Annotated in this window: 23 protein-coding genes; 13 read left to right on the top strand and 10 right to left on the bottom strand. The window is 42.3% G+C overall.

The genetic code is table 11. The features are described from left to right. Positions 1–11 precede the first annotated feature (11 nt). From Q9L42_RS21335 to Q9L42_RS21300, 9 genes are all read right to left on the bottom strand, one after another. Positions 12–1,991: a GspE/PulE family protein gene (locus tag Q9L42_RS21335; protein ID WP_305910458.1), complete on the bottom strand. Its 1,980-nt coding sequence runs from the start codon at positions 1,989–1,991 to the stop codon at positions 12–14. Positions 1,992–1,993: 2 nt separating this feature from the next. Beyond that, positions 1,994–3,364 (bottom strand): hypothetical protein, encoded by a 1,371-nt coding sequence (locus tag Q9L42_RS21330; protein WP_349432863.1) that lies wholly within the window; start codon positions 3,362–3,364, stop codon positions 1,994–1,996. Beyond that, positions 3,309–4,571: a type 4b pilus protein PilO2 gene (gene pilO2 / locus Q9L42_RS21325; protein ID WP_349432862.1), complete on the bottom strand. Its 1,263-nt coding sequence runs from the start codon at positions 4,569–4,571 to the stop codon at positions 3,309–3,311. Before pilO2 ends, Q9L42_RS21330 begins: the two co-directional genes overlap by 56 nt. Positions 4,572–4,651: 80 nt before the next feature. Beyond that, on the bottom strand, positions 4,652–6,394 hold the full coding sequence (locus tag Q9L42_RS21320) for a PilN family type IVB pilus formation outer membrane protein (RefSeq protein WP_305910453.1): 1,743 nt from the start codon (positions 6,392–6,394) through the stop codon (positions 4,652–4,654). A 15-nt stretch (positions 6,395–6,409) separates the two neighbouring features. Continuing rightward, positions 6,410–7,204 carry a toxin co-regulated pilus biosynthesis Q family protein gene (locus tag Q9L42_RS21315; protein ID WP_305910452.1) on the bottom strand — a complete coding sequence of 265 codons (795 nt, stop codon included), beginning with the start codon at positions 7,202–7,204 and terminating at the stop codon, positions 6,410–6,412. 221 nt (positions 7,205–7,425) lie between these two features. Then, the gene (gene icmT / locus Q9L42_RS21620) at positions 7,426–7,689 is read right to left on the bottom strand and encodes an IcmT/TraK family protein (protein WP_432648910.1); all 264 of its coding nucleotides are present in this window, start codon (positions 7,687–7,689) and stop codon (positions 7,426–7,428) included. Between the two features lie 12 nt (positions 7,690–7,701). Beyond that, positions 7,702–8,835: a type IV pilus twitching motility protein PilT gene (locus Q9L42_RS21310; RefSeq protein WP_349432861.1), complete on the bottom strand. Its 1,134-nt coding sequence runs from the start codon at positions 8,833–8,835 to the stop codon at positions 7,702–7,704. Between the two features lie 2 nt (positions 8,836–8,837). Continuing rightward, on the bottom strand, positions 8,838–9,662 hold the full coding sequence (locus Q9L42_RS21305) for a type IV secretory system conjugative DNA transfer family protein (protein WP_305910449.1): 825 nt from the start codon (positions 9,660–9,662) through the stop codon (positions 8,838–8,840). 13 nt (positions 9,663–9,675) lie between these two features. After that, positions 9,676–10,164, bottom strand: coding sequence for a DotD/TraH family lipoprotein (locus Q9L42_RS21300; protein WP_349432860.1), 489 nt, complete (start codon positions 10,162–10,164; stop codon positions 9,676–9,678). Positions 10,165–10,723: 559 nt separating this feature from the next. On the opposite strand from Q9L42_RS21300, the gene Q9L42_RS21295 reads away from it, so the two are divergent. The 5 genes from Q9L42_RS21295 to Q9L42_RS21275 all read left to right on the top strand — a co-directional run bounded on the left by Q9L42_RS21295 (position 10,724) and on the right by Q9L42_RS21275 (position 14,255). Further along, the gene (locus tag Q9L42_RS21295) at positions 10,724–10,924 is read left to right on the top strand and encodes a hypothetical protein (RefSeq protein WP_305910447.1); all 201 of its coding nucleotides are present in this window, start codon (positions 10,724–10,726) and stop codon (positions 10,922–10,924) included. A gap of 63 nt (positions 10,925–10,987) precedes the next feature. Beyond that, positions 10,988–12,022 (top strand): ParM/StbA family protein, encoded by a 1,035-nt coding sequence (locus Q9L42_RS21290; protein ID WP_305910446.1) that lies wholly within the window; start codon positions 10,988–10,990, stop codon positions 12,020–12,022. 120 nt (positions 12,023–12,142) lie between these two features. Continuing rightward, positions 12,143–12,412, top strand: coding sequence for an RRXRR domain-containing protein (locus Q9L42_RS21285; protein ID WP_305910445.1), 270 nt, complete (start codon positions 12,143–12,145; stop codon positions 12,410–12,412). Continuing rightward, positions 12,409–12,897 (top strand): hypothetical protein, encoded by a 489-nt coding sequence (locus Q9L42_RS21280; protein WP_305910444.1) that lies wholly within the window; start codon positions 12,409–12,411, stop codon positions 12,895–12,897. The genes Q9L42_RS21285 and Q9L42_RS21280 overlap by 4 nt, the downstream gene beginning before the upstream one ends. A 41-nt stretch (positions 12,898–12,938) precedes the next feature. Beyond that, positions 12,939–14,255: a type II toxin-antitoxin system HipA family toxin gene (locus tag Q9L42_RS21275; protein WP_305910443.1), complete on the top strand. Its 1,317-nt coding sequence runs from the start codon at positions 12,939–12,941 to the stop codon at positions 14,253–14,255. A gap of 8 nt (positions 14,256–14,263) precedes the next feature. Here the strand turns inward: Q9L42_RS21275 and Q9L42_RS21270 are convergent, their stop codons facing one another. Then, positions 14,264–14,563, bottom strand: a complete 300-nt coding sequence (locus tag Q9L42_RS21270) for a hypothetical protein (protein WP_349432859.1) — start codon at positions 14,561–14,563, stop codon at positions 14,264–14,266. Between the two features lie 508 nt (positions 14,564–15,071). Between Q9L42_RS21270 and Q9L42_RS21265 the strand changes: the two genes are divergently transcribed. The 8 genes from Q9L42_RS21265 (at position 15,072) to Q9L42_RS21230 (ending at position 20,867) form a co-directional block, all read left to right on the top strand. After that, entirely contained in the window at positions 15,072–15,284 is a 213-nt protein-coding gene (locus Q9L42_RS21265) for a hypothetical protein (protein WP_305910441.1), read from the top strand. Between the two features lie 93 nt (positions 15,285–15,377). Then, positions 15,378–15,650, top strand: coding sequence for a hypothetical protein (locus tag Q9L42_RS21260; protein WP_305910440.1), 273 nt, complete (start codon positions 15,378–15,380; stop codon positions 15,648–15,650). 98 nt (positions 15,651–15,748) lie between these two features. Beyond that, on the top strand, positions 15,749–15,961 hold the full coding sequence (locus tag Q9L42_RS21255; RefSeq protein ID WP_305910439.1) for a hypothetical protein: 213 nt from the start codon (positions 15,749–15,751) through the stop codon (positions 15,959–15,961). A 71-nt stretch (positions 15,962–16,032) separates the two neighbouring features. Further along, positions 16,033–16,740 carry a hypothetical protein gene (locus Q9L42_RS21250; RefSeq protein ID WP_305910438.1) on the top strand — a complete coding sequence of 236 codons (708 nt, stop codon included), beginning with the start codon at positions 16,033–16,035 and terminating at the stop codon, positions 16,738–16,740. A 25-nt stretch (positions 16,741–16,765) separates the two neighbouring features. Then, the gene (locus Q9L42_RS21245) at positions 16,766–17,464 is read left to right on the top strand and encodes a replication protein P (RefSeq protein WP_349432858.1); all 699 of its coding nucleotides are present in this window, start codon (positions 16,766–16,768) and stop codon (positions 17,462–17,464) included. A gap of 77 nt (positions 17,465–17,541) precedes the next feature. Further along, positions 17,542–18,486 (top strand): DotH/IcmK family type IV secretion protein, encoded by a 945-nt coding sequence (locus Q9L42_RS21240; RefSeq protein ID WP_305910435.1) that lies wholly within the window; start codon positions 17,542–17,544, stop codon positions 18,484–18,486. 2 nt (positions 18,487–18,488) lie between these two features. Then, entirely contained in the window at positions 18,489–19,664 is a 1,176-nt protein-coding gene (locus tag Q9L42_RS21235; protein ID WP_349432856.1) for a DotG/IcmE/VirB10 family protein, read from the top strand. A gap of 78 nt (positions 19,665–19,742) precedes the next feature. After that, positions 19,743–20,867 (top strand): hypothetical protein, encoded by a 1,125-nt coding sequence (locus Q9L42_RS21230; RefSeq protein ID WP_349432855.1) that lies wholly within the window; start codon positions 19,743–19,745, stop codon positions 20,865–20,867. The last annotated feature ends 12 nt before the right edge of the window (positions 20,868–20,879 follow it).

Below are 20,879 nucleotides of genomic sequence, written 5' to 3'. Positions count from 1 at the left end.
GGTTACAATATCTAATCATCCAGAAAATCAAGCTCTTCTAACTTAATATTTGCAGCGGGCTTACCAGATGATGATTGATCTTCCTCATTGTGATTGATTGGTTCGTTTAACTGGCTTTCGTTGACAAACGCTTCCATTTCCACCAATTCTTCTGAAGCTGGTTGAAAATCGAGATGCCTCAAGTTCATGTCATTTTCTGCCTGATGCTCCGTATCTTTATCAAAATGCGACAACCATTCTTTACTTGCTTCCAAATGGTCTTCTTCATCAAAGACATTATTGACGACTTGACCATCGATCAATTCAGATTTGTCTATTCGACGCTGTTTGGAGGCGATATCTTCTGAAGGACCCGCAATCTCAAGCTCGCTGTCTATATCTAAAATTCCGTCTTCCATAACCAATAGATGCGTCAACGGACCAAGCCTTGATTCAACATCAACGGGAGATACGAGGCCCGCTTTCATTTTTTCAATCCCATGAGCCAGAATTGGCCTACCCCCATGACGTCGCCAATGCTCTTGAGCCTCAATATCTTTTCCATCATGGACAAGCTTTAAAATTTTGTTGTCTGGCAGCAAGACCTCTGCCACAACTGTCCGACCTATAATGCCGTGATGACAGTTGTCACAGCCTGCACCTCGAAAATATATGTCATCGTTTTTTATGTCGGTCACTTTTTCAATACGAAGCTTCATGTCGCTGTCGAATCCGCCGTGCCGACCGGCATCTTTTAAAACTTCTTCGATTGATACCTTGCAATGTGGGCACAGCAACGGCAAGAGGCCCTGATAAATAAAGCAAGCAATGAAATCTGGTGCGCCGAGAGTGTCCCGGGTCACACCCATATTAACCAATCGCTCGATAATACTAATCGCAGAAGGGGCGTGCACAGTACTCAAGACTTGATGACCGGATTGAACGGCACTGACTAAAAGCTCTGAGGTAATTTCATCTCGTACCTCACCAACCATCAAAATATCAGGGTCAGCCCGCATGGCGCCGCGGATAGCAGTTCCAAAAGGATTGGTATGCTGCATATTCTTATTTCTTACCACGGGAACTTGTGTGGCACCAGGGATATGATATTCAGGCGGATCCTCCACCGTAATCACTTTTATAGCTCCGCCGTGCTGATTGATTTTTGACAACAGCAAGTTTTTTAAGGTGGTTGATTTTCCTGAGCCGGTGGTGCCTGCAATAATTGTTGCTCCAACAGGTTTCGCAACGCCGGCATGAATTGCTTTCGATTGTTGCGCGTTATAGCCCAATTCTTTCAGTTCAACGGCTATTGATTGATCATTATTATTGGAGCCACCGAGTGACAAAATACGCATAATAACGTCAAAACAACCTGTTGGTGTCGCCGGGATAGTGGCCAACCGAACTCTTAGTCGTTCTCCGCCTATTAACCGGTCAATTACACCATCTTGAGGTTGATCTGGTTTGAATGTTACATCTACTTCTTCTGCGTTTACACTATATACAACCTGTGCAAACCGGTATGCAAATGTATTTGACCAAGCTGTGATATCAACAAGTTCGCCGTTAATCCGATACCGTACTACTGCCTCATTAACGCGTACCTCAATATGAATGTCTGAAGCGTTTTTGCTTCTGGCATCAGCAAGCAAATTATTAAAAACCTGTTGAATTTTGGTGCTGTTGCGTTTATTTTTATTGGCGTCTTTCAGCTCATTGTGGCGCGAATAAAGCATTTGCACTAATTCTTCACTGCCCCAGCCTGTTTGCACATTGAATTTTTTGTTGATCGCTGTTTGCTTGAGCGACAACATTTCCACCATAATTGCGTCACGTTCCTTGTTGCTTCCCTGATCATAAACGCCAAGGATTAAAATATCTTGGCTTTGTGTGTCTTGTTCTTTGATGCCAAGGACAATGATGTGCTTATGATTTGGGAAAATACCATTTTGCCTTGATAAGACATGAGGAAACGCTTCTGTTTCAGAAGGTGCTTTTAAAATATCCATGCTTATTGGCCTCCAGGCAAGCTGACAGATGGAAATTTAAAAACTGGTGTATTCAATGGTGCGTCAGGCGCACCAGGATTTGAGAGTACCACTTGAGTATCCAGGTTGTTTTCATCTTTAGGGCCGGAATAGTAATCAATGCGAGCAGTCAATTTGCCTTTTTTTAACAAGATAAAGTCTTGGTCTATTTGCGCGACTTTCCATTTTTTAAAGCGCTCACCTACTTTCAGTGTGTAATACTTTCCCTTGTATTGAATGACTGTAGTTATTTTGTCATTAATACCTTCGATTGATTTCAGTTTAACGTCCTTCTCTGGTGAAAATGCTCGTGGTTTTGGCGCCGGTAAATCTATCGGTCCATTAATCACCGGTAAATTACCTAATAGGTTAGGATCTGAGCTATTTTGAATTATGTCAGGAGGAATGATGTTTTGTGAGCCCGACGATTTTTGTTGGCCGCCGTTTAAATTTTTTTCTTTTTCGGAGTCCAAAGAATCCTTAGGTAGAGGCTTGCTTAAGTCCGCTTCTATTTGCCGGATCTCTTGCTGAAGCTTTAAGCGAGCTACTTTGTTTTCTAAAAATTTGACTCGTCTCAATTCGACATTCTCCAGCATATCGAATCGCGCTATTTCTTCCAATTGATTCACTGGAATACCTGGAATAAGAGATTGATTATCTTTGATTCCTGCTGTTTTTTCATCAGTCTTTTGGGCTATTGACTGAGACTCGGTCTCAGTCTTAGTATTTTCGCTGGCCAGACCAGTTTTAGTCGGATCGACATACGGGTTCTCATCATGCGCTACGTTTATTGTTGTTTTTTCGTTAGCGATTGATGTGCTTGCTTTACCGGTGCCGGATGTGATTTTAAGATTGTCCGATGTATCCAGGGTGTTTGAGTTGACCGCGGCATCCACAAGCGCAACATTATTCGAGGGCACTGAAGTTTTTGCGTGTCCGGCATCAACTGCAAGACCAATGTTATCCGTGCTGACGGAGATTTTTTGGTTATCGGCGCCGGTCGCCAGCGTCACGTTATTCGAGGCAATTGATGCGCTTATACCGTCACCGATGGCTGTGAGTTTAGTAGGGTTTTCTGCTGGTTTTTGCTGGGCCGGCAAGTTCATAACTGCCTGGTTATTTTGTAAAGTCACTTCACTTGCAGTCGATAATTTCTGAGGCTCTGAATAAGGAACCGTCTTTGCAGGGGAGCCAAGAATATCATCCAAAATATCTCCGTCTTCTGACTGTGCCAAGGCATAAGCGGAAGTCACCGCTAAGGATAGTGCGCTAGCCCAAATGGCGAACGTATTAACTCTTTTATGAATTTGCATAAATAACTCCTGAAATACTCCAGCTTTCAATTTTGTGTTCATTATTAGGGATTAGGGTTACCACTCTGTAGCGCAAACCAATTACGTTTTTCAATGATTCATGAATAAGGGTTAATTGGGTTACGCTGTCACCATTTAATGTAAATGTCACAGTCTTATAAGGTGATTGGTAAGGGATGCCGCTTGGCACTTCGTCAATCGCGATGACATCACTGATTTCATCTATTTTCCACGCTATGTTTAGCTTCTGCGCTGAATCAATCAAGTCATCTTTGGCAGACTCAAAAAACAGGAGCTTCGGTAGTTTCTGATGCTGCAATGACTGACTCGTGTTTTTAGTGGGGTAAGATACTTGGGCATTATTTTTGCTTTCATCTATTGCAACAGTTGCTGATTGATCCAGTCCAGAACGCAAACCATGAATTGATCCGCCGGCCGCTCTCGTCATTTGATATGCAATAGTTTCATTACTAATATCTATCTGTGAGGCAAACCAATGATTTATATATAAAGGTTTGGTAAAAACAATTTTTAGAGCATTAGAAAAAAAATTAGATATAGCTAATTGTTCGACCACTCTTGATTCGGACTTCTGTGATAGGTCGCGCTGGATGGCCGCTATATCAACCGGATTTTCCACAACTTCAGGTTCATCTTCCATATTGAGGTAATAAGTGATTCCAGCCAATGCCGCAATGAGAAAAACTAAGCCGATAATTTTTGCATCCACGCCGCCTTTATCGAGATCATCAATGATTGCAGAACTGTCTTTTTGATTGTTCGCAAGGGCTTTGTCACCTGCAATCTCATCAAGTGGGGCAGGCATGATTGTCAAGTTGCCGTCAAATTCACCTTGAAAGACTTCAGGCGCAAAAATCTCAAATTGACTTAAATAGGTAAATTCATGAGCAATACTGACGACTTCATCGAAATCTTCAATATAACGATCCCCACCCGGGAGGACCATGTGATTAGCACATGCAAACAACCAGTAGTGGTCATCTATCGGCTGAATCAGAATGAAGCTCTTACCATTTGACTTGTTAGCAACAATCGCAGCCAGCGAGTATTGTTTCTCGAACTGCTTTAATGTTAAGCCAACTTGTAATCCATGTGTTTTTTTTTCACGCAGAACACCGCTTTTCATTCCTGCGGAAGACATTTTTCCTTTTAACTGAGACTTGTTGGCCAGGGTTTCCCACTGAAGTCCTATTGTATAGGCGGCGCCTTTATAGTCGATTGATTTCATTTGTAAAAATTTTTTATTAAGTATATGTTACCGCATTTACCGGAGGGTAGTAATGCCTTCCACAAAATATATTGGTTACATTAATTGTCAATACTAAAGCCGCTTGAAACATAAGGCGTAATCATAATCAGAGTTACATTCCTGTTTCTGGAATTTCTCATGCCATTAGGCGAGCTTAAAAACGTTGTGTCATTCACACGGTTTTCATCGCTTGAAAATCCAGTTAATACCAATGTTTGGCCGGACTTCAATGATGACTTTTGCATGAAGTTTCGTGTTGTCACATTGGGCGCCTCGATAGATAACGTACCGCTTTCAATCTTTTTGATCTCATTCAAAGTAGACATGTTAATCGAATATTGAATCATCAATTGATTGGCATCTAGCACTCTAGGTAATAGGTGCATAGAAAAGCCTGTAATCACTTTGCCGGGTATTAGCTCAGTTGTTAAGGTAGTGGAAGTTACCGCCGAGCTCAATTGTCCTTGCGTAGCTTCTTTTAAGTACGTTGTTTCGTCAGCAATCTTGACCGGAACCGGCTGGTTGTTCATCGTAACCACGGTAGTCGAATTCTTTAAAGAAATCCTGCCTTGAGAACTTATCGCTCTTATCATGGCCTGAGAGCCGCGAAAATCGCTTGAATTGCTCAGCACCTGAGCTGACAATTCCCCGGCAGCAACGGCGATAGGCGACGCTGGACTAACAATAGTGGCTGAGTGCTTTGCTGTTTCCCAGATCAATTCCCAGTCCAACCCAAGTTGATGATCATTGTCTATTTCAACATTATAAACATCGACCTTGATTGTCACCTGTTTGGATATTGCTTCATTCGTTTTATTGATGTAACGACGAACTTTGTTTAATGTTAGTGGCGTATCAGTTACTGCAATTGTCCCGATAGATTTATTGATCGAGACGGTGCCGTCACTACTTAGGATACTTTTGATTGCGGATAAAGTTTCGTCCCATAAATCCAGTTCTGATTTTGAAATTGTAGTTTGTGCAGAAGTTGCTGTGCCAGAGCTCCCTGAGCTGCTCCCGCTACTGCTATTTGCTTGCTGGGTCAGCGACTCTTCATTAGTGACTGATACATTAATCTCAGTTGTATCTGGCAACGAGGCCAGCGTAAATACTTCAGTATCATATTGATGAAAAACAATCCGATTTTCTTCGTTATCATAACGCCAGAATAAATTGAGTTCTGCTGTAACCCTTTCAAGTAAATCTTCAAGATTTCCGGAAAATCGAACTTTCATTGTTCGCCCAGCATAAGCTAGCGGCATTTCTTTGGCTCCACCAAAACCGGTGCCTCCAAAATTATTGCCCTGGAAATTGCTGGAGCCGCCTGATGAGCTTTCCGTTGGCTGGATTGAGGTTGAGTCCAGCGAAGCTGTGGGCTGAGCAGCTGACAGTGATCCATCCGAAGGGCTCATAAATGAATCGCCGTCTTCATTAGAGCCACTTCCGCCTCCCCCAGGTTGCTCAACGACGGCTGAAATGCCCGTTAGACGCGTGATAATTTCAGACAGCTTATAAATATTCATTTCATCGCCTGACGAAATTGATACTGTGTCACTGAATGCAGCACGCAAAGACAATTTTCTGTCACTTATTTTTATTGGGATGGTGTCGACATAGATCTCATCGACCACCTCTAGAAACGGTCTTTCTAATGGCACTTGACCCTGCGCGACCATCTCTTGGCTAAATTTAAAATGTTCATCGATGAGAGCGTTTGACTTCTCTCGATCCTCAATCATTGTGCATCCATAGGACACGATCGTTAAAAAGCTCGTTAAAAATGCCACTCTTTTCTTTAGCATTACAAATTTCCTATATTAATAAACTGGGTTGTTGCGATACATCATATACGGAACGATTTCGATCACCTTGTTTGATGGCTTGCTGTAGGCCTTGATGGATAAAGGTTTTGGAGCCTTCGCATAAGCCTTCATAATTTGTTTTAATGAATCGATGAAGTTGCCATGAAGCGTTACTTTGTGAGACACCATATAATCAACGCCTGGGGCGTTCCAGGCCATCGACCAACCAGCTTTTTTACACCATTCGGCTAAATTGTTCCGCAATGTTTTGTGAGGCTCTAATACCCATAAATTCATATTAAAAAGAGGATCCAACGGCCTTATAACTGCCTTGTCTAAAGTGGGGTCGGTCACAAAATGATCGTTTTTGCTGACTTCCGCCGCTTCTTTAGTGGGTTCTACAAAGTCAGCTGTTTTTACGTATGCAATTTTGTTTTGCCAATCTAAGGTGACACAAGCGCCAGCGCTTTGAGCAGCTTCTTGAACAACTTTATCCCATTGTTTGTTGCCGCTCCATGTCGATAAAGCATTTAGATCACCACCTTTAATCACCCAGTCTTTCGGAATGATTATTTTTAAAGATGTGCTAAATGGCATGTCACGGCCAAAACCAGCAACTTGCTTAACTGGATAGCCTTGTTTTTTTAAATGCTTGACAGAACCAAGACAGGTCGAATCGTTAACTTTCGCTTGAGGAGCTCTGTTGATAGCGAGATTTTCTTTAGCCTCATCAAAACTAAAGAATGCCTGCGCGGGCGTCCCCATAGCAATCCCAATTAATAAGCTAGCACCTAGCGATATTTTTAGCATAAATATATTACCTCATCTTTTATTTAATATTATATGTGCAAGATTGAAACTTGTTAAGGCAGTGAACCACACGCCCCTAAAGGAGCGAGATTCCATTGGAATAAACACTTAACGCCTGAGCAGATTGATCCATTCAACCCACTCAGGCTCTCACTAATGACTGGGTTAACTCCCCTCTAAAGAAAGGAGAAGGCACGAGGGGCTGGCTTGTTCAAATTTATTTACCAGATAGAAAGCCTTGAACGCCGTCTGTATAAAATGTTGTCCGAGCGATTTCTTATGCGTCCGGAAGTTATTCGAACAACTCTTCTTAGCAGATACTCCGGTGTCGCTCCCAATTTGTTCGCGATTAAAAAAATAGCGGTTCCAGCCAGAGAAATATAAAAAGTTTCCCAGCTCATGTGCAGAAGCCAGATAGAAATCGGGATCATACTTCGAGCGTCCATAATAAAAAAATAAGGGAAAACTGCTGCATAACACCACATCGTAAATACCTCTCATGCTGCTCTAGCTAATTTTTTTGACGAGAATTCTTCCTCGATTAAATGAAATGTTTCTTGATCAATAATGCCTTGGCGAAACTTTTTTTGTGCATCTGATAATAATGACTGGCCCTTGCGCTCTATTAACGCAGAAATCTCATGATACAAGTTTGCCTTGTTGTCAATTAAATGATTTTTATCTTCATCATCGAACGCATAAAATTCCCTTAAAGCCACTCGCTTGCCGTCAACGCTTTTTACTAGGCGCTGATAGATAATAAGCTTCAAGCTTGACAATAGGGTGACAGCAATCTGGTTTTGTACATCATCAGGAAATGAATTGATGATTCGGGATGGAGTTTCTGCAACGCTTCGCGTATGCACTGTGCCATATGCGGCCACGCCAACTTCAGACATAGTGATCATGCCTTTCATGGTTTCGAGATCTCTAAGCTCCCCGATTAAGCAAACATCTTGCGCTTTACGTGTTGTCGCGCGTATCGCATCCGAAAACGATTCTAGGTGAGACGGAACTTCCGCCTGGACGATAGGACCAGACTTTCTTGGGATCGACATCAGGTCAAATTCAATAGGGGCCTCATAGGTCGCGACATTTTTTTTATGCTTCTTAATGATCTCGCCAAGAATAGATGAAATTAAGGTAGACTTCCCTGAGCCCATCACGCCGGCCACCAAAACCAATCCATTGCTCGGGAAGCAGCTAGATAAAATGCCTGGCTCTAAGTTCAATTCTTCCAAGTCAGGCGGGGTATCCGGAATTGACCTCATGACCATGTTGATCCCAGAAGAAAATCCGTCACGACAGGAGGTTGCATTTACCCTGAAGCGAATTTTTCGACTGCGGTCTAATTTGATTTCATGACGAAAATCCAAAGCTTCAGCACCTGCTGTCCTTGCAGAGGATGAAGGGCTGCCCGTTATTGCGTCAAGTAGATCACGGATTTCGCCGGCGCCTACTGGTCGGCGCGTGACAGCATGCCAATCGCCATATACTTTTATCCATACCGGATCATTAGGGACAAGATTAATATCTGAGCAGTTTAATTCAGCAGCCCAAATCAAAAAATTATTGAAGTCGTCCAGCATCCAGTGTGTTAACGGCTCGGATTCATACATTGCGTGATTCATTATTACCGCTCCCCTTGAGCAATTGATCCAAAGGCTTTCCATCCTTTAGTTTGAAAGGATGAATGGTTGGTGATACGGAAAGTGTTTTGACCAATGTCCAACTTTCTGCCGTTAACCCGAATACCTAGGTCGCCTCGAGCCACCATGGGGATATCAACAATTCTCTGTTTGGCTAGTGATTTAAATCTTGCCATACCAAGATAATCTCGGGTAAGACGATTCAGATTAATGGAAAACATATAGTTGGCCTGATCAATCCCTTTATTCCAGGCTTCCTCGATACTTTTCTTCCATATCAGTTGCTCTTTATCTGTCTTAGGCAAGATCGCCTTATTGATCCGGTCGGTAACACCGTAATGATGAATGAGATGGCTGCGCCAGGAAGGAGGATCAATCGTTAGCTTTGCATCTTTACGAATAATATAGGTGCGCTCACTAGCATTAATAGATCCGTCCTCTTCAATTTTGAGAGAACCTTCCACTTCGTCAATAACAGGTGGAATCATAATCCCGTCATTTAAGAGGAGAGCTCGAAAATTATATATTCGGTTTAGCTCATCGGCGATTTCCGCTAATTCGTCATTTATTTGCTCTTGCCTGTGTTTGATGCCTTCTTGCAGTCCCAATACTTGAGCTGCTTCAATCATAGCCTTATAGCGAAGCTGATCAATTTCAGAGGATGGAATCCCGTCGACATAATGTGAATTTTCCGCGCTATTCTGACTAAGATTTGTTAGCTCATCTAGATTGCTTGGTGTCGCGGAGACACTGGATTGGCAATAAAGAGTTGCCCCAGCCAGCAAAAATAACACTATTTTTGATTTCATTAGGACCTCTTAATTACTTGCGACTACCGTAGACCACTTTAATCAGTTTAAGATCTTCGCTTAACAAAACCCCTATTTGATGTCCCGCTTGTATCCCGATATCTTCAAGAACATCAAATGCACTTTGATTTTTTGCGTCAATATCAATAATTGCTGGAACAACTGGCTTTTTGCCTTTTGCGTCGAATTCGTAACCGATAAGTTTTGCAACTGTTTCGACAGCTGGCACTGCATCGCCATGCCAGCGCAAATTTATCAATTTTGTCAGCGGACCTTTTTCTGGTCTTTTATATAGCTTGATGTCTGGAGAGTTGTGCTGCTCAACCTTTGCTATCACGTTGAGCTCCTCCTGAATTTTCTTGGCTGATTCAGAAATACTTATAAGGACTGTGTTGTCTGGCTCAACGGGAATAGGCGTTGGTTTGGAAGCGCACCCCATAAAGAGCAGTGATGGCGCCACAGCTAAAACAAGCCGTTTTTTCATCGATATATTTAACAGCATTATGATACACCACATTAAGATAGTTTAATTAAACTTTTGCTTTTTTCATTTTAAACTCGATTTGCCTTCTTGTTAATAGCGTCTCGGCCAAACAAAAAGGGTTGTCTCCTGATCAGCTTCAATAGTCCCTCTTTCTGACAATCATGCATCTACTGAGATTGGAGGGCTGCTTTGTCACATTTTAACCCGGTTACTAATAAAAGCGGATCCCAGGGATTGTTTTTTAAGCCAGCCCTCAATAATCCAAACGACGAAAGGCTATCAAACAGATAAAAAAGCCTGATTAACTCACTACCTATGTTAATCAAGCAAAATAAAATGCTTGGTTAACGCGCTGCGATGTCTTTATTCAGAGAGTAATAAACATCATGGAACTAAGGTTTTGCCTTGGGCTGGCGATTGATGAGCAACTTGTCGCTAATTTCTTGGTTGGCGCTGTTGAGTTAAGTGAATAAAGAAAGGTATTGGTTTAATCCTTATGCGTCACTTTGCTTAACGGCGTCATATTGTTTCAGTTTTTTAGCGATCATGAAGTTGACGGCATTCATCTGGCTTATTAGTGGGGAAGCTAAATGCTAGAGGCGCAATTTATTATAAGGTGTCACCAAGCGCCGTTAAAAAAGCCGCTAAAAGTGCGGCACTTTGTGTGCGCGCTGCCAAAAAAGCCGCTAAAAGTGCGGCACTTTATGTGCGCGCTGCCAAAAAAGCCGCTAAAAGTGCGGCATTTTATATGACTAATGAAGGGGAGGGGCTTAACTGAGTTAAAAAAGGTGTGGTAATATATATCTAATAAAATCAAAAATATCTTAAGGAGATATGGTTCATGACTGATTTAACAGAAGTAACAGAAGCAGGAACGCAAGCAATCATGAAGAACAACAAGCTTGAATTTACGGTTCCGATGGAGATTGCTATTGATGTTGGTAGTGGTTTTACAAAATATACAAATGGTGTGAGCGAGAACAACTTACCTTCATTGGTGTGTCCTTTTACTAGCGACGGTGATTTCGGAGTACTGTCTGATGAAGTGGTGACATTTGGAGGGCAGTCCTATTTAACGGGCATATCAGCTTTTAACTTTGGCGGCAAAGCTAATGAACGATTTTCAACTTTGACCGAAGACTGGGCCGGCTCTGAAGGTTGGATGGCGTTGATTTATCGAGTCATCGGTAACCTTGGTATTACGACCGGAAAAATTAAATTAGCCACCGGCATTCCGCAATCTTATTTTACTCGTGATAGAGATCGTGTCTTGAAGGTTTTAAATCGATCGCATGAGTTTGTATTTCAGGGAATAGAGCACAGTGTCGAGATCGAAGCGGTGCTCATTCCTCAGGCGGCTGCAACGTTGTTTTATGCTGCAGCCAATGATGAATCTGTATTGGATGATTATGTTGGGTGTATCGATGTTGGAACATACACCACTGGGTTCAGCGTGATTAATGGCATGCGGTTTGTGCCACGATTAGGTGGTGGCCTTTCTGTTGGCATGTCCGAGCTTCACGGGAAGTTAAGAGAGGAGTTAAAGCATAAAGGATTCGTTACCGATGATTCACGGTATGAGCAAATTTGTACGCAAAAACGATATCGCCATCAAGGTCAGGTTCATGACATAACTGGGATGGTGAATGATTTGGCTATGTCAGTTGCTGGCAAGGTAATTGACGAAATTAATCGGGAAGATGGTAACAAGGAATCTTGGAACGGCGCCGGTGAAATGCGTGTGTTTATAACCGGCGGAGGCGCCAATCATTTCGCGCCGGCTATCAAGAGCTCCATTCATCATTTAGAAGTTATGGATGATTCATTTTATGCTGTAGCAAAAGGAATGCTTATTTATTTAAAAAATAAAGAATAGTGTGCGAGAAAAACTGTAACAATGTTACTCCTCTTTTGAGAAGTGGAAGGATGGTTTAACCCTTGAGTCCTCGACTTATTCACCCCGGGTTAAATCCCTTTAAGCTATGCGTGAATAGGATTGATTGGCTTTGATCAATCGGCCCGGGCTCGTCAACTCCTGGATCGACGAAAGCGAGCCAAGATGTTTCGGCTGTATCCGTTCACGATTATTCTTGAGGGTTGCGCCGTCGGCGCCGTGCAGGCGGTCGAAATCAAAGTGGATTCAGGCGGCCGAACCACACCCGGATGGACGATATTACGTTTTTATCATGGCAAAATTATGAAAGATATTGATAAATTTATGGAAGATATAGGCGCATTGTCGCTTCTAAAGAGGGGAGGGATATGAAGCAGGCTCGCCGTCATATATCCTTGCGCCTCAAGGAAAGCGGCTCCATGGATCGCATAATTATGAATTGGCTGGAGCATCAACATGCTCAATCTGGCGCACCTAAGTCAAGTGCGGCAATAATAAAAAACGAGTTAATAGATAAAATTATTGCATCAACCCCTAAAGGGTTGCTTCAAGATTTTTTAAAGAAGCCGTCTTCAGGTCTGGAAACGAACTCGAGCATTAATCCTAGGCCCAAAGTTGTTGAGCCTATTTCAATAGCCAACGATGTTGATGTAGGTCCGGAACAAAGAGAAGCCGATGAGAGTGATTTTGAAGATTTTGACATGGAAAAGATTGAGCATCGTCATTTTGTGAATCAAGCTGATCAGGAACCGGTAAGAGTTGAACCGATTGTGCAAAAATCAACCGGCTCTGAATCCGCAAAATCATCGAGGCACCTTTCGGCATTGAAAAAGCTAGCAAAGAACGCCGAATTTTAATTAAATTAAGCTTCCACGGTTTAGTTTGGCATTGATAATACATGGGATCGATTCAGCAGGAGACCCGCTTTATTGCGGTTGATATTTTTCTTGGTCATAATCAAGGCAATCCTGGTTATGAGACAGCCGGCTATATTCTATTGAATAACCTTGTTTCAGGCTTTGTTTATTCTGCTCATTATGACGGCCCCAGCCTTGATCCCGTTCATTTGATTAAAGGAGTGCAAAAATCTTTTAAGCCTCCTCATCATCATACCTTGCACGGCGTATTTCGTGACACTTTGCCTGGTCATTGGGGATCTAAACAACTGGTTGAAGAGTATCCCGGCTATGCTCAGATGTCAGATATAGAACGAATGTTTTGGTTGGGATCACGGACATCTAAGGGTCTACGTTTTCGTTGTTATAAAAAGCCAGGGGTGGAGTCTCCGGTAAGAGGAATTGAAATTCTTAGGGAAATAGAACGAAAGTCAATTGATTTTCTCATGGGTCGTCATAATCGTGGGCAACCAATTTATGATGAGCAAACCAAGTGGGCGGTTATTGAAGGCGGTGGATCTCGACCAAAAGCACAGTTCCAATTGAAAGGCATAGATATGATGGCTAAATTTAATGCGCCTTTTGACCCATATAATATGGCTAAAATGGAACATGTTACCTTGGGAATATCAAGGTCTGCTGGAATAGAAACTCCTCGCTCTTGGGTGCTGCCGGCAAGTGAGAATGGTGAGGATATTTTTCTAATCGAGCGTTTCGACAGATCAAAGCAGCTCCGTCATCATACAATTTCGCTGGCTACGCTGGTGGGAGTAGATAACGCTAATAAAACCAATATGTCTTCGGTTGACTATTTGGATATTGCGGACGCAATTCGCCAGGCGTCCGATCACCCTGAAGAAGATGTCGAAGAGCTTTATGCAAGGATGATTTTGGTCGGAATCTGTAATATTACAGACAACCATTTGCGAAACCTGGAGATCATTCTCAATAAAGACGGCAAATATCGACTTTCACCAAACTTCGACCTAGTGCCAGATCCTTGGAATTCACCGTTTGATACTCATCTATGTAATTACACTCGTGCGGATCAACACAACTTTATGACCGGTGCGTTTGTGGTACAGACAGCGGAAAAGCTAGGCATATCATTCGATAGAGCAAAAACGATTGCAACGCGGGTTGCTCAAGCCGCGATCGATTCGGAGCCTCTTATGGATAAGGCTAATCTAAACGAAAAGGACAAAGCCCTGTTCAAAAAAATCATTGATCCAGATCGTTTAAAATCAATGGTTCATGAGCTAGAGGCAATGCAATCGATGAACGTATCAAACCAAGAAAATGATATTCGCCTAGGTTAGCTATTAGTTTAAAGCGGATTTCTTATTTCAAGTCCGGCAATATAATCGGCCATCTTGTCCAGTGCTTCGTCCTGTTTATCCATTAGACCAAGCAAATCATTAAGGCAGCCCATTTTATCGAGAAAATAAAGAAGATCTTGGGCTGACACACACTCAAGACGCCCTTCCTCTAGGTTCATAATTGTTTCGACTGCAAACCCTGTATTGCGCGAAAACTGTTCATGAGTTTGCTGCAAAACGGTCTCCCGATAAATTTTAATATGTAAAGACAGTTCGCACAGTGATTGATCAAAATTATAATTAGACATAGTGCAAAAAATTTGAAAATAATTTTTATTTTACCAGGGCGGCAAAAGCGCTTTAATCTCGCAATGCCGCCAAGTTTGATCGTTAATTCTGCTTAATCGTGGGCTTATCATAGCTGCTAAAAAAGCTGCTTAATGACTAAAGTATCACAATAACAGGATGACAGAAAAAATATGGTAAAAAATACCTATAGACAGATAGATCCCTATGCCATTGATATCAAGAACAAATGGATTTATCAAATAATAAGTCGGCATAGTGCTGTCGTTAATTCTGGATAACCGAATCCTTAAGCCTAATCTCATACTCAAATAATTAATGCAAAGGAAATTTTTCAAATTTAAAAAACTCGGGACAGGAGGGTTTTGATAATCTATGAAAATGTGGTAATATATATATTAAAATACATTTTTTTCTGCTTGAGCTTTCAACACCAAACATGACTAGGTCCAGAAAAAGAATCCTTATATTCCGTTCTATGTAGCGTATTTACTCTTTGAAAATTTTGTTATGCGAAACCACGAAGTAACTAAAGACGATTTTCTTATGTTTTTCCCGAAGGCACGGCTTTGTGGGCAGTACGGCGACGGGAAGAACAAAGCCATCGATGTTGTTACCGACCCCGTCGGAAAGCGCGTGTGGTACGAATTCATCAACAGCAATCAGGTCGTCTACACCGGGCCAGACTTGGCTGAAGCCATTGAGTATTACAACGCCGCATAATGGTCAGCATGAGCAGCGCGGCCGCGATACTTAACGAAAACCGCCTGACTTCCACGCGTCTACTCGACACTGTGGTTAGGCTTGGAGATTGCAATGACTGACATGATAGACAGCGTCTTTGAAGAGCAGCCTTTCGGCAAGATTGCGCTGCAAAAACTCAGCGAGGTGCCGGATAACTTCCGTCTGTATCACGCTGCTTGGCTAGGTGATGATCTCCGATACAGCGACACGATGCGCGTAACCGGAGCGGAGTTTCGTATGGCGAAGCGCGAACCAGAAAAAGGATTGTTGTCGAAGATGGTGCCGAACACGAAACGAACCGTGTACGTGTCTGCGGAGGAGATGCGACAGATCATGGAAGCCTAACGGCAGCCAGAGCGCGAAGCGCGGCGGCTGTCGCGTGACCGAAGGGAACAAATGTTAATGCGCCTTGTTAGGTGCTGAACCGACTACGGAGAAAGAAAATGAACCGCTACGAGAAGCAGAACGCAGCCTCCCGTATTGACGGGTACTACAACCCGCGCCCGCACGAAGCAGTGCTAGAAAAACACCGTGAAGCGTTTGACCGCGCAAAGGCCGAAACACTGAAGAACATTCGTAACGCGCTGGAGCAAACGGAGGCGCTGACATTCGAGGAGTTCTTTGCGGAGCGCAAGAAGGGGCTGTGTTCACGTTGATTGATCGCAGTTTTGACCAGAAAAATAAATAAGACATCTGAACTCGATGAAATTTTATAGGGGGTTTCAATATGGTTGTGCAGCAATCTAAACAAGCAGAGGAGGAGTGTGCTGACCAAATCAAATTGTTGCCAATCGACGGGATTGTTATGGAAGGTGGTGGCGAGTCATTTGCAATGCGAGGCGACATTATGCTTTCGGTCATGGCCGATGGGGAGCCTAGCTATTTTGTAGTTTCATCACGGAATCTATCCGAACTCAGAAAACAGTACCCGGCCGTTCATATTACGAACGAGTTGAAACAAATCAAAAAGTGGTTGATGTACCCAGAAACAAAATCTCGTGACAAATTCACAATGGGGCGAACAATACGAAGATGGCTTAACAAGGTAGAAGATCAAATATTGCACGAGAAGGTTATTGATTTTCCAGTGACAGGGGTTGGCAACCCAGTTTTTGTGGTTACGAGGACTCTCTGTAACAAATGGCAGGAATTATATCCCTCCATAGATATTGAAAATGAGTTAGAAAAACTGAAGGAGTGGTATCTTCGGGATGAAACGCAATACAAAACACGCGAAGCAATTCCAGCTTATCTAAAAGCAATGCTGGTAAAAAAACATAACAATAGTGACTTTAGTGGTTCCTCCAGCATCCCTCGACAATGTGATCGCGGATGGATGGACGAGTTGAGAAATGATGTGTTTTTAGGTTTAGTAGTCGAGCCAGATAACGACAATCTTAAGAAAGAATTAGGTTTGGTTCAGTCAGAAAACTAGCGCGCAGATCAAGAGAGCATAATTTATGAGTAATAAGGAATCTGGTATGAGTTCAGTTAATAAAATCGTTCAGGACGCGGCCAAACAACTTGTCAGGCATCAGCCTTCCCAGGCGATAGAATCGAATCACGAACAGCAAAAAAAACAAGATGCTAGCATCGAGGAATTTATGCTAAGAATTACCGACACTATGAAAGCTATTGTTCCAGCTTGGAAGCATGCTTGGCCAAACGCAAATATAGAAAAAGAATATCGCAAAAACTTATTTCTAGAATTGCGCAATGAGCAATTAATGGATTGGAACATTATTCAAAAGGCTTTTTTTCATTTGAGGAAGTCCCGAAATACTTTTGTCCCGACAATTGCTGAGTTTATCGATATTTGTCAAAAATGCGCCTTGCGCGAAAAAGGTATTCCGAGTGCTGAGGACGCATATCAAGAGGCATGTAAGAATGCTTATAGGGTAAAGGAACATCAATGGCAGCATCCGATCGTTCTAGCAGCAGCAAGATTAACTGGCTGGTTCGACATCAAGGGAGGGACTCAAAAAGAGGTGTTTCCAGTATTTAAAAAGCACTACGATGCTTTGTTGCTGGATATGCGAAATGGAAAAAATTTGCCGGCGTTCGAGGAAAGGCACTTGCCAGAATCAGAGGAAAGTGAATTGGCTACAAAAGAAGTTGGGGTTCAATATCTAAAGCGAGCCAGAAAGCTATTAAATTAGCTGTAATTAACAAAATAGCGTTTTGATAGTAAAATTCAATTATTGTGTAATATGTATAAATTAAACTGGATAATAAAGTGAAGCTTATTAAATCAATGTCGATAATTTTGCTTGTTTTGTTAGAGTGGCAAAGTGGTTCAGTGCATGCGGATGAGAATGCAGTCGAGGTTATCGCCAAGCAGGCGGCTGAACAAGCGAAAGCCGAAATTCAGCTTGAGAAAGACAGGCAAAAACTTTTGGCTGAAATGGCTTTTCAAAAGTCAAAGCAAAGTGTCTTGCTGTTGAATCCTGATCAGGTAAAAGATTTTAAGAAAGACTTTGACAAAACGCAGGAAGCAATTCGCTCCTATTCAAAGCCGAAATTAGTTTCAGAGTCTCGCAACATTACATTGCGGCCAGGTGAAAAAACAACATTACTTCGATTGATGCCCGGATATACTTCAACAGTAGTTTTTGTTGATTCTACCGGAGCGCCTTGGCCTATCAGTCATGTAACACCGGGCAATCCATCATGGTTTAATGTGGATAAGCCTAAAGACTTGATGCCAGGTAATTTAATCACAGTCAACCCATTGGCTAATCACGTCAATAGTAATATTGTGGTTACCTTAAAAGATAATGACGCACCAATTATTATTGAGTTGAGTGCGGATGTAGATTTATCAAAAAAGAAAACAATTGCGGATGCACTTACGACATATCGAATAAATGAGCGCGGTCCCAACGCTGAGATTCCGGTGTTTTCTGAGCCAACACAATCTCCTACCGATTCACTCATGTCAGGATTTTTGGATGGCGTGCCACCAGAGGGCGCTCTGCTTGCAAAATCGAGCGCAGGTCATTACGCGACAATTTGGAATTATCAACAAAAGCGTTATGTTCGTACACCAAATAAATTATTGTGGCCGGACCGAAGCAATATAGTAAGGGGGCACAATATTAATGTGTATGAAATTCCTGTTACACCTGCAGTCGTTTTATTGATTGATGGGGCTCAGAAAACCTTTGCTATTGGAGAATAAATATGGCCGACGCACAAAACAAAAAAAGAGTTAGAGCGAGTGGTAAGTGGACGATAATGATGTCTATAGCAGCATTTTTGGCATTAATTATCGGCGTAGTTGGTATATTCTCATTCAATAAAGAAGGGCAAGGCCAAGAGAAAAGCAGCGTAAAGATTGATGCGCCCGCACCTATTGAAAATGATGTGACTGTCGGTGGAGAAGGGTCTGAGGAATTCAATCAAAAATTATTGGAGGATGCTGAACAAAACGCCGAAGTAGCGAGAAAAAAAGGGGAGACCTTCATACCGGCTGTAATTGGAAAGACTGCTCAAAAGCAAGTCATCAGTATTGAAGAAGAAAATAAGCCAGCACCCCAAGATGAAGCAAAGGAAGAGAAAGGAGAGTACAAAACGGTTCAGACCGATCCCAATGAAAAACAGCCCGACCCAAAGCCAAATCTTGAGTTGATCAATTTAACTAATGCAATGACCGATCAATTGTCTGAATTATCGAGCTTTTGGCAATATGGGCCGCAAAAATCGATTGTCTATCTTGCAAATGATAATAAAGAAGGCAAAGTAACAGATAAAGACAAAGGTGCGAGTGATTTCAGTGATATTAAAAATCCATTGAAATCATCACCGTTCAAGCCTGGCGACATCCTGCTGTCAACACTTGATTTACATTTAAATTCAGATAAGCCGGGGCCAGTTTTGTCGACAGTTATTGCAGGCCCCTTTAAAGGATCCAAGGTTATTGGAGGGTTTGAGCGCAGAGGTGAATCGCTGGTTGTGGAGTACACATCCATAACTACACCTAATGGTGAAACTTATGCCATAAAAGCATACGCCATTAATCCAGCGGTTCCCGAGGCTTATATAGCTGATGCTGTTGATAATCATTATTTAGAGCGATGGGGCGGGTTAGTGGCCGCGAGTTTTTTAGAAGGGTTTGCTGATGCCACGCAAAACAGTGGCGTTTCAACGATTACCACAGCGGGGTCTTCTTTGACAAACGCCTCAGCAGTAACGACATTTCCGCAGTATTCATTAGCGGAGAAAAGCATTATTGCTGGCGGAAAGGTTGCTGAGCGATTGGGTGATATTATGGCCAAAAAGTTTGATCGGCCGCCAACTGTTGAAGCTTTTCCTACTCATAAAAAAGGTGAACCAGTAGGTATTCTTATTATTAAATAAATGTTGTAATATATATATTAAAGATATACCCAGTTAATAGAATGGATTTATGCAGAGATACAGACCGGATTAATAAAAATGAATCAACAATTTAACGCCGCTGTAGATGAGCCTATCTTTAGCGCTGATAACAAAAAAAAAGCTGTAGTTAGTGTAAATTTCCTGATCCGTCATGATACATCAGGTAAACCTAACGCCATACAGGGTTCTGATCGGGAATCGAAACAGCTATCATGCAAACGATGCAAGGTCATCAACGGTTTTTTGTTTGCGTTAATTATGGCTGTTGTGCTCTTGTTCACTTATTTTGGGTTTGCAAAGGCGCAATCCGCTCCTTCCGTGCAGGAGCAAGATCAATCATTAGCTCAGCCAGTTAATGCAAATGTTAACGAATATAGGGTTTTATCCGGTGATCAACTAGTGACAAAGTTGGTCGACGAAAAAAACGCTGCCTCGTCAGAAATGACTATTCAAAACGATGAACCAATCGAGCGTGTGAATTCAGTTGTTGAGCGGTCTCGCCAAGGCGACAAGATTGAAAGTGACGCTGAACAGCCGAGGCAACATGTAGAGAATGAAGCTTCGTCAAGGTCTTCTTTATTAACTGGCCAACAATTTCTTGATGTTCTGAATCAATACAACCTAACTATTAGCGCACAAACCCACAAAATTGAGGTCTTGCAGCAAGAATTAGGTCAGGCGCATCAATTATTAGTTCAACAGCAAGGACTTAGCAAGGCTGCAGCCTCTGCCGAAGCGACATTAAAAGAGAAAGATATTCAGTTAACAAAAGCTGGGGAGCAATTGGCTCAAATGGAAAAAGCGACTGAATCATTGCGTGACGAATTAAAAGGGGCGAAAGCCGCTCAAAAATTCGCGGAAAGCAAAGCTAGCGATTTGAAATCAGAAAACCAGGCTTTGTCAGATCGTTTGGCCAAGCTAAAAAGAAAGCTTAAAAGCCTAAAAAGAAAAAAGGTCGTCAATAGTAAGCAAGCTGCCGCGAAAGATAAGCAATTCAGGAATGTCTTTAAACAATGGAATACCGTTGGCATAACAGCCGACTCCATTGTTATATCGCACAATAGCACCAGCGAGGTCAAGGTTTTGAGTGTTGGTGATTCATTTGAAGGGGCGACAATTAATTCGATAGATATCCAAAAAAATCTTGTGTACACCTCGCAAGGTATTATCCGCTATCAATAGGAGGAGGGGAAA

The organism is Methylomarinum sp. Ch1-1 (assembly GCF_030717995.2).
GTDB classification, from domain to species: Bacteria; Pseudomonadota; Gammaproteobacteria; order Methylococcales; family Methylomonadaceae; genus Methylomarinum; species Methylomarinum roseum.
The sequence above is the reverse complement of the archived record's forward strand: the minus strand, read 5'-3'. Positions and strand labels throughout refer to the sequence as shown.

Excerpts from the sequence above, each read along its gene's own strand:
- pilO2 (WP_349432862.1), bottom strand. The coding sequence starts at position 4,571 with ATGAAATCAATCGACTATAAAGGCGCCGCCTATACAATAGGACTTCAG.
- Q9L42_RS21270 (WP_349432859.1), bottom strand. The coding sequence starts at position 14,563 with ATGTCTAATTATAATTTTGATCAATCACTGTGCGAACTGTCTTTACAT.
- Q9L42_RS21320 (WP_305910453.1), bottom strand. The coding sequence starts at position 6,394 with ATGCTAAAGAAAAGAGTGGCATTTTTAACGAGCTTTTTAACGATCGTG.
- Q9L42_RS21255 (WP_305910439.1), top strand. The coding sequence starts at position 15,749 with ATGAACCGCTACGAGAAGCAGAACGCAGCCTCCCGTATTGACGGGTAC.
- Q9L42_RS21330 (WP_349432863.1), bottom strand. The coding sequence starts at position 3,364 with ATGAACACAAAATTGAAAGCTGGAGTATTTCAGGAGTTATTTATGCAA.
- Q9L42_RS21245 (WP_349432858.1), top strand. The coding sequence starts at position 16,766 with ATGAGTAATAAGGAATCTGGTATGAGTTCAGTTAATAAAATCGTTCAG.
- Q9L42_RS21265 (WP_305910441.1), top strand. The coding sequence starts at position 15,072 with ATGCGAAACCACGAAGTAACTAAAGACGATTTTCTTATGTTTTTCCCG.
- Q9L42_RS21280 (WP_305910444.1), top strand. The coding sequence starts at position 12,409 with ATGAAGCAGGCTCGCCGTCATATATCCTTGCGCCTCAAGGAAAGCGGC.
- icmT (WP_432648910.1), bottom strand. The coding sequence starts at position 7,689 with ATGTGGTGTTATGCAGCAGTTTTCCCTTATTTTTTTATTATGGACGCT.
- Q9L42_RS21235 (WP_349432856.1), top strand. The coding sequence starts at position 18,489 with ATGGCCGACGCACAAAACAAAAAAAGAGTTAGAGCGAGTGGTAAGTGG.
- Q9L42_RS21290 (WP_305910446.1), top strand. The coding sequence starts at position 10,988 with ATGACTGATTTAACAGAAGTAACAGAAGCAGGAACGCAAGCAATCATG.
- Q9L42_RS21305 (WP_305910449.1), bottom strand. The coding sequence starts at position 9,662 with ATGAAATCAAAAATAGTGTTATTTTTGCTGGCTGGGGCAACTCTTTAT.
- Q9L42_RS21315 (WP_305910452.1), bottom strand. The coding sequence starts at position 7,204 with ATGCTAAAAATATCGCTAGGTGCTAGCTTATTAATTGGGATTGCTATG.
- Q9L42_RS21310 (WP_349432861.1), bottom strand. The coding sequence starts at position 8,835 with ATGAATCACGCAATGTATGAATCCGAGCCGTTAACACACTGGATGCTG.
- Q9L42_RS21300 (WP_349432860.1), bottom strand. The coding sequence starts at position 10,164 with ATGCTGTTAAATATATCGATGAAAAAACGGCTTGTTTTAGCTGTGGCG.
- Q9L42_RS21230 (WP_349432855.1), top strand. The coding sequence starts at position 19,743 with ATGAATCAACAATTTAACGCCGCTGTAGATGAGCCTATCTTTAGCGCT.
- Q9L42_RS21335 (WP_305910458.1), bottom strand. The coding sequence starts at position 1,991 with ATGGATATTTTAAAAGCACCTTCTGAAACAGAAGCGTTTCCTCATGTC.
- Q9L42_RS21250 (WP_305910438.1), top strand. The coding sequence starts at position 16,033 with ATGGTTGTGCAGCAATCTAAACAAGCAGAGGAGGAGTGTGCTGACCAA.
- Q9L42_RS21260 (WP_305910440.1), top strand. The coding sequence starts at position 15,378 with ATGACTGACATGATAGACAGCGTCTTTGAAGAGCAGCCTTTCGGCAAG.
- Q9L42_RS21275 (WP_305910443.1), top strand. The coding sequence starts at position 12,939 with ATGGGATCGATTCAGCAGGAGACCCGCTTTATTGCGGTTGATATTTTT.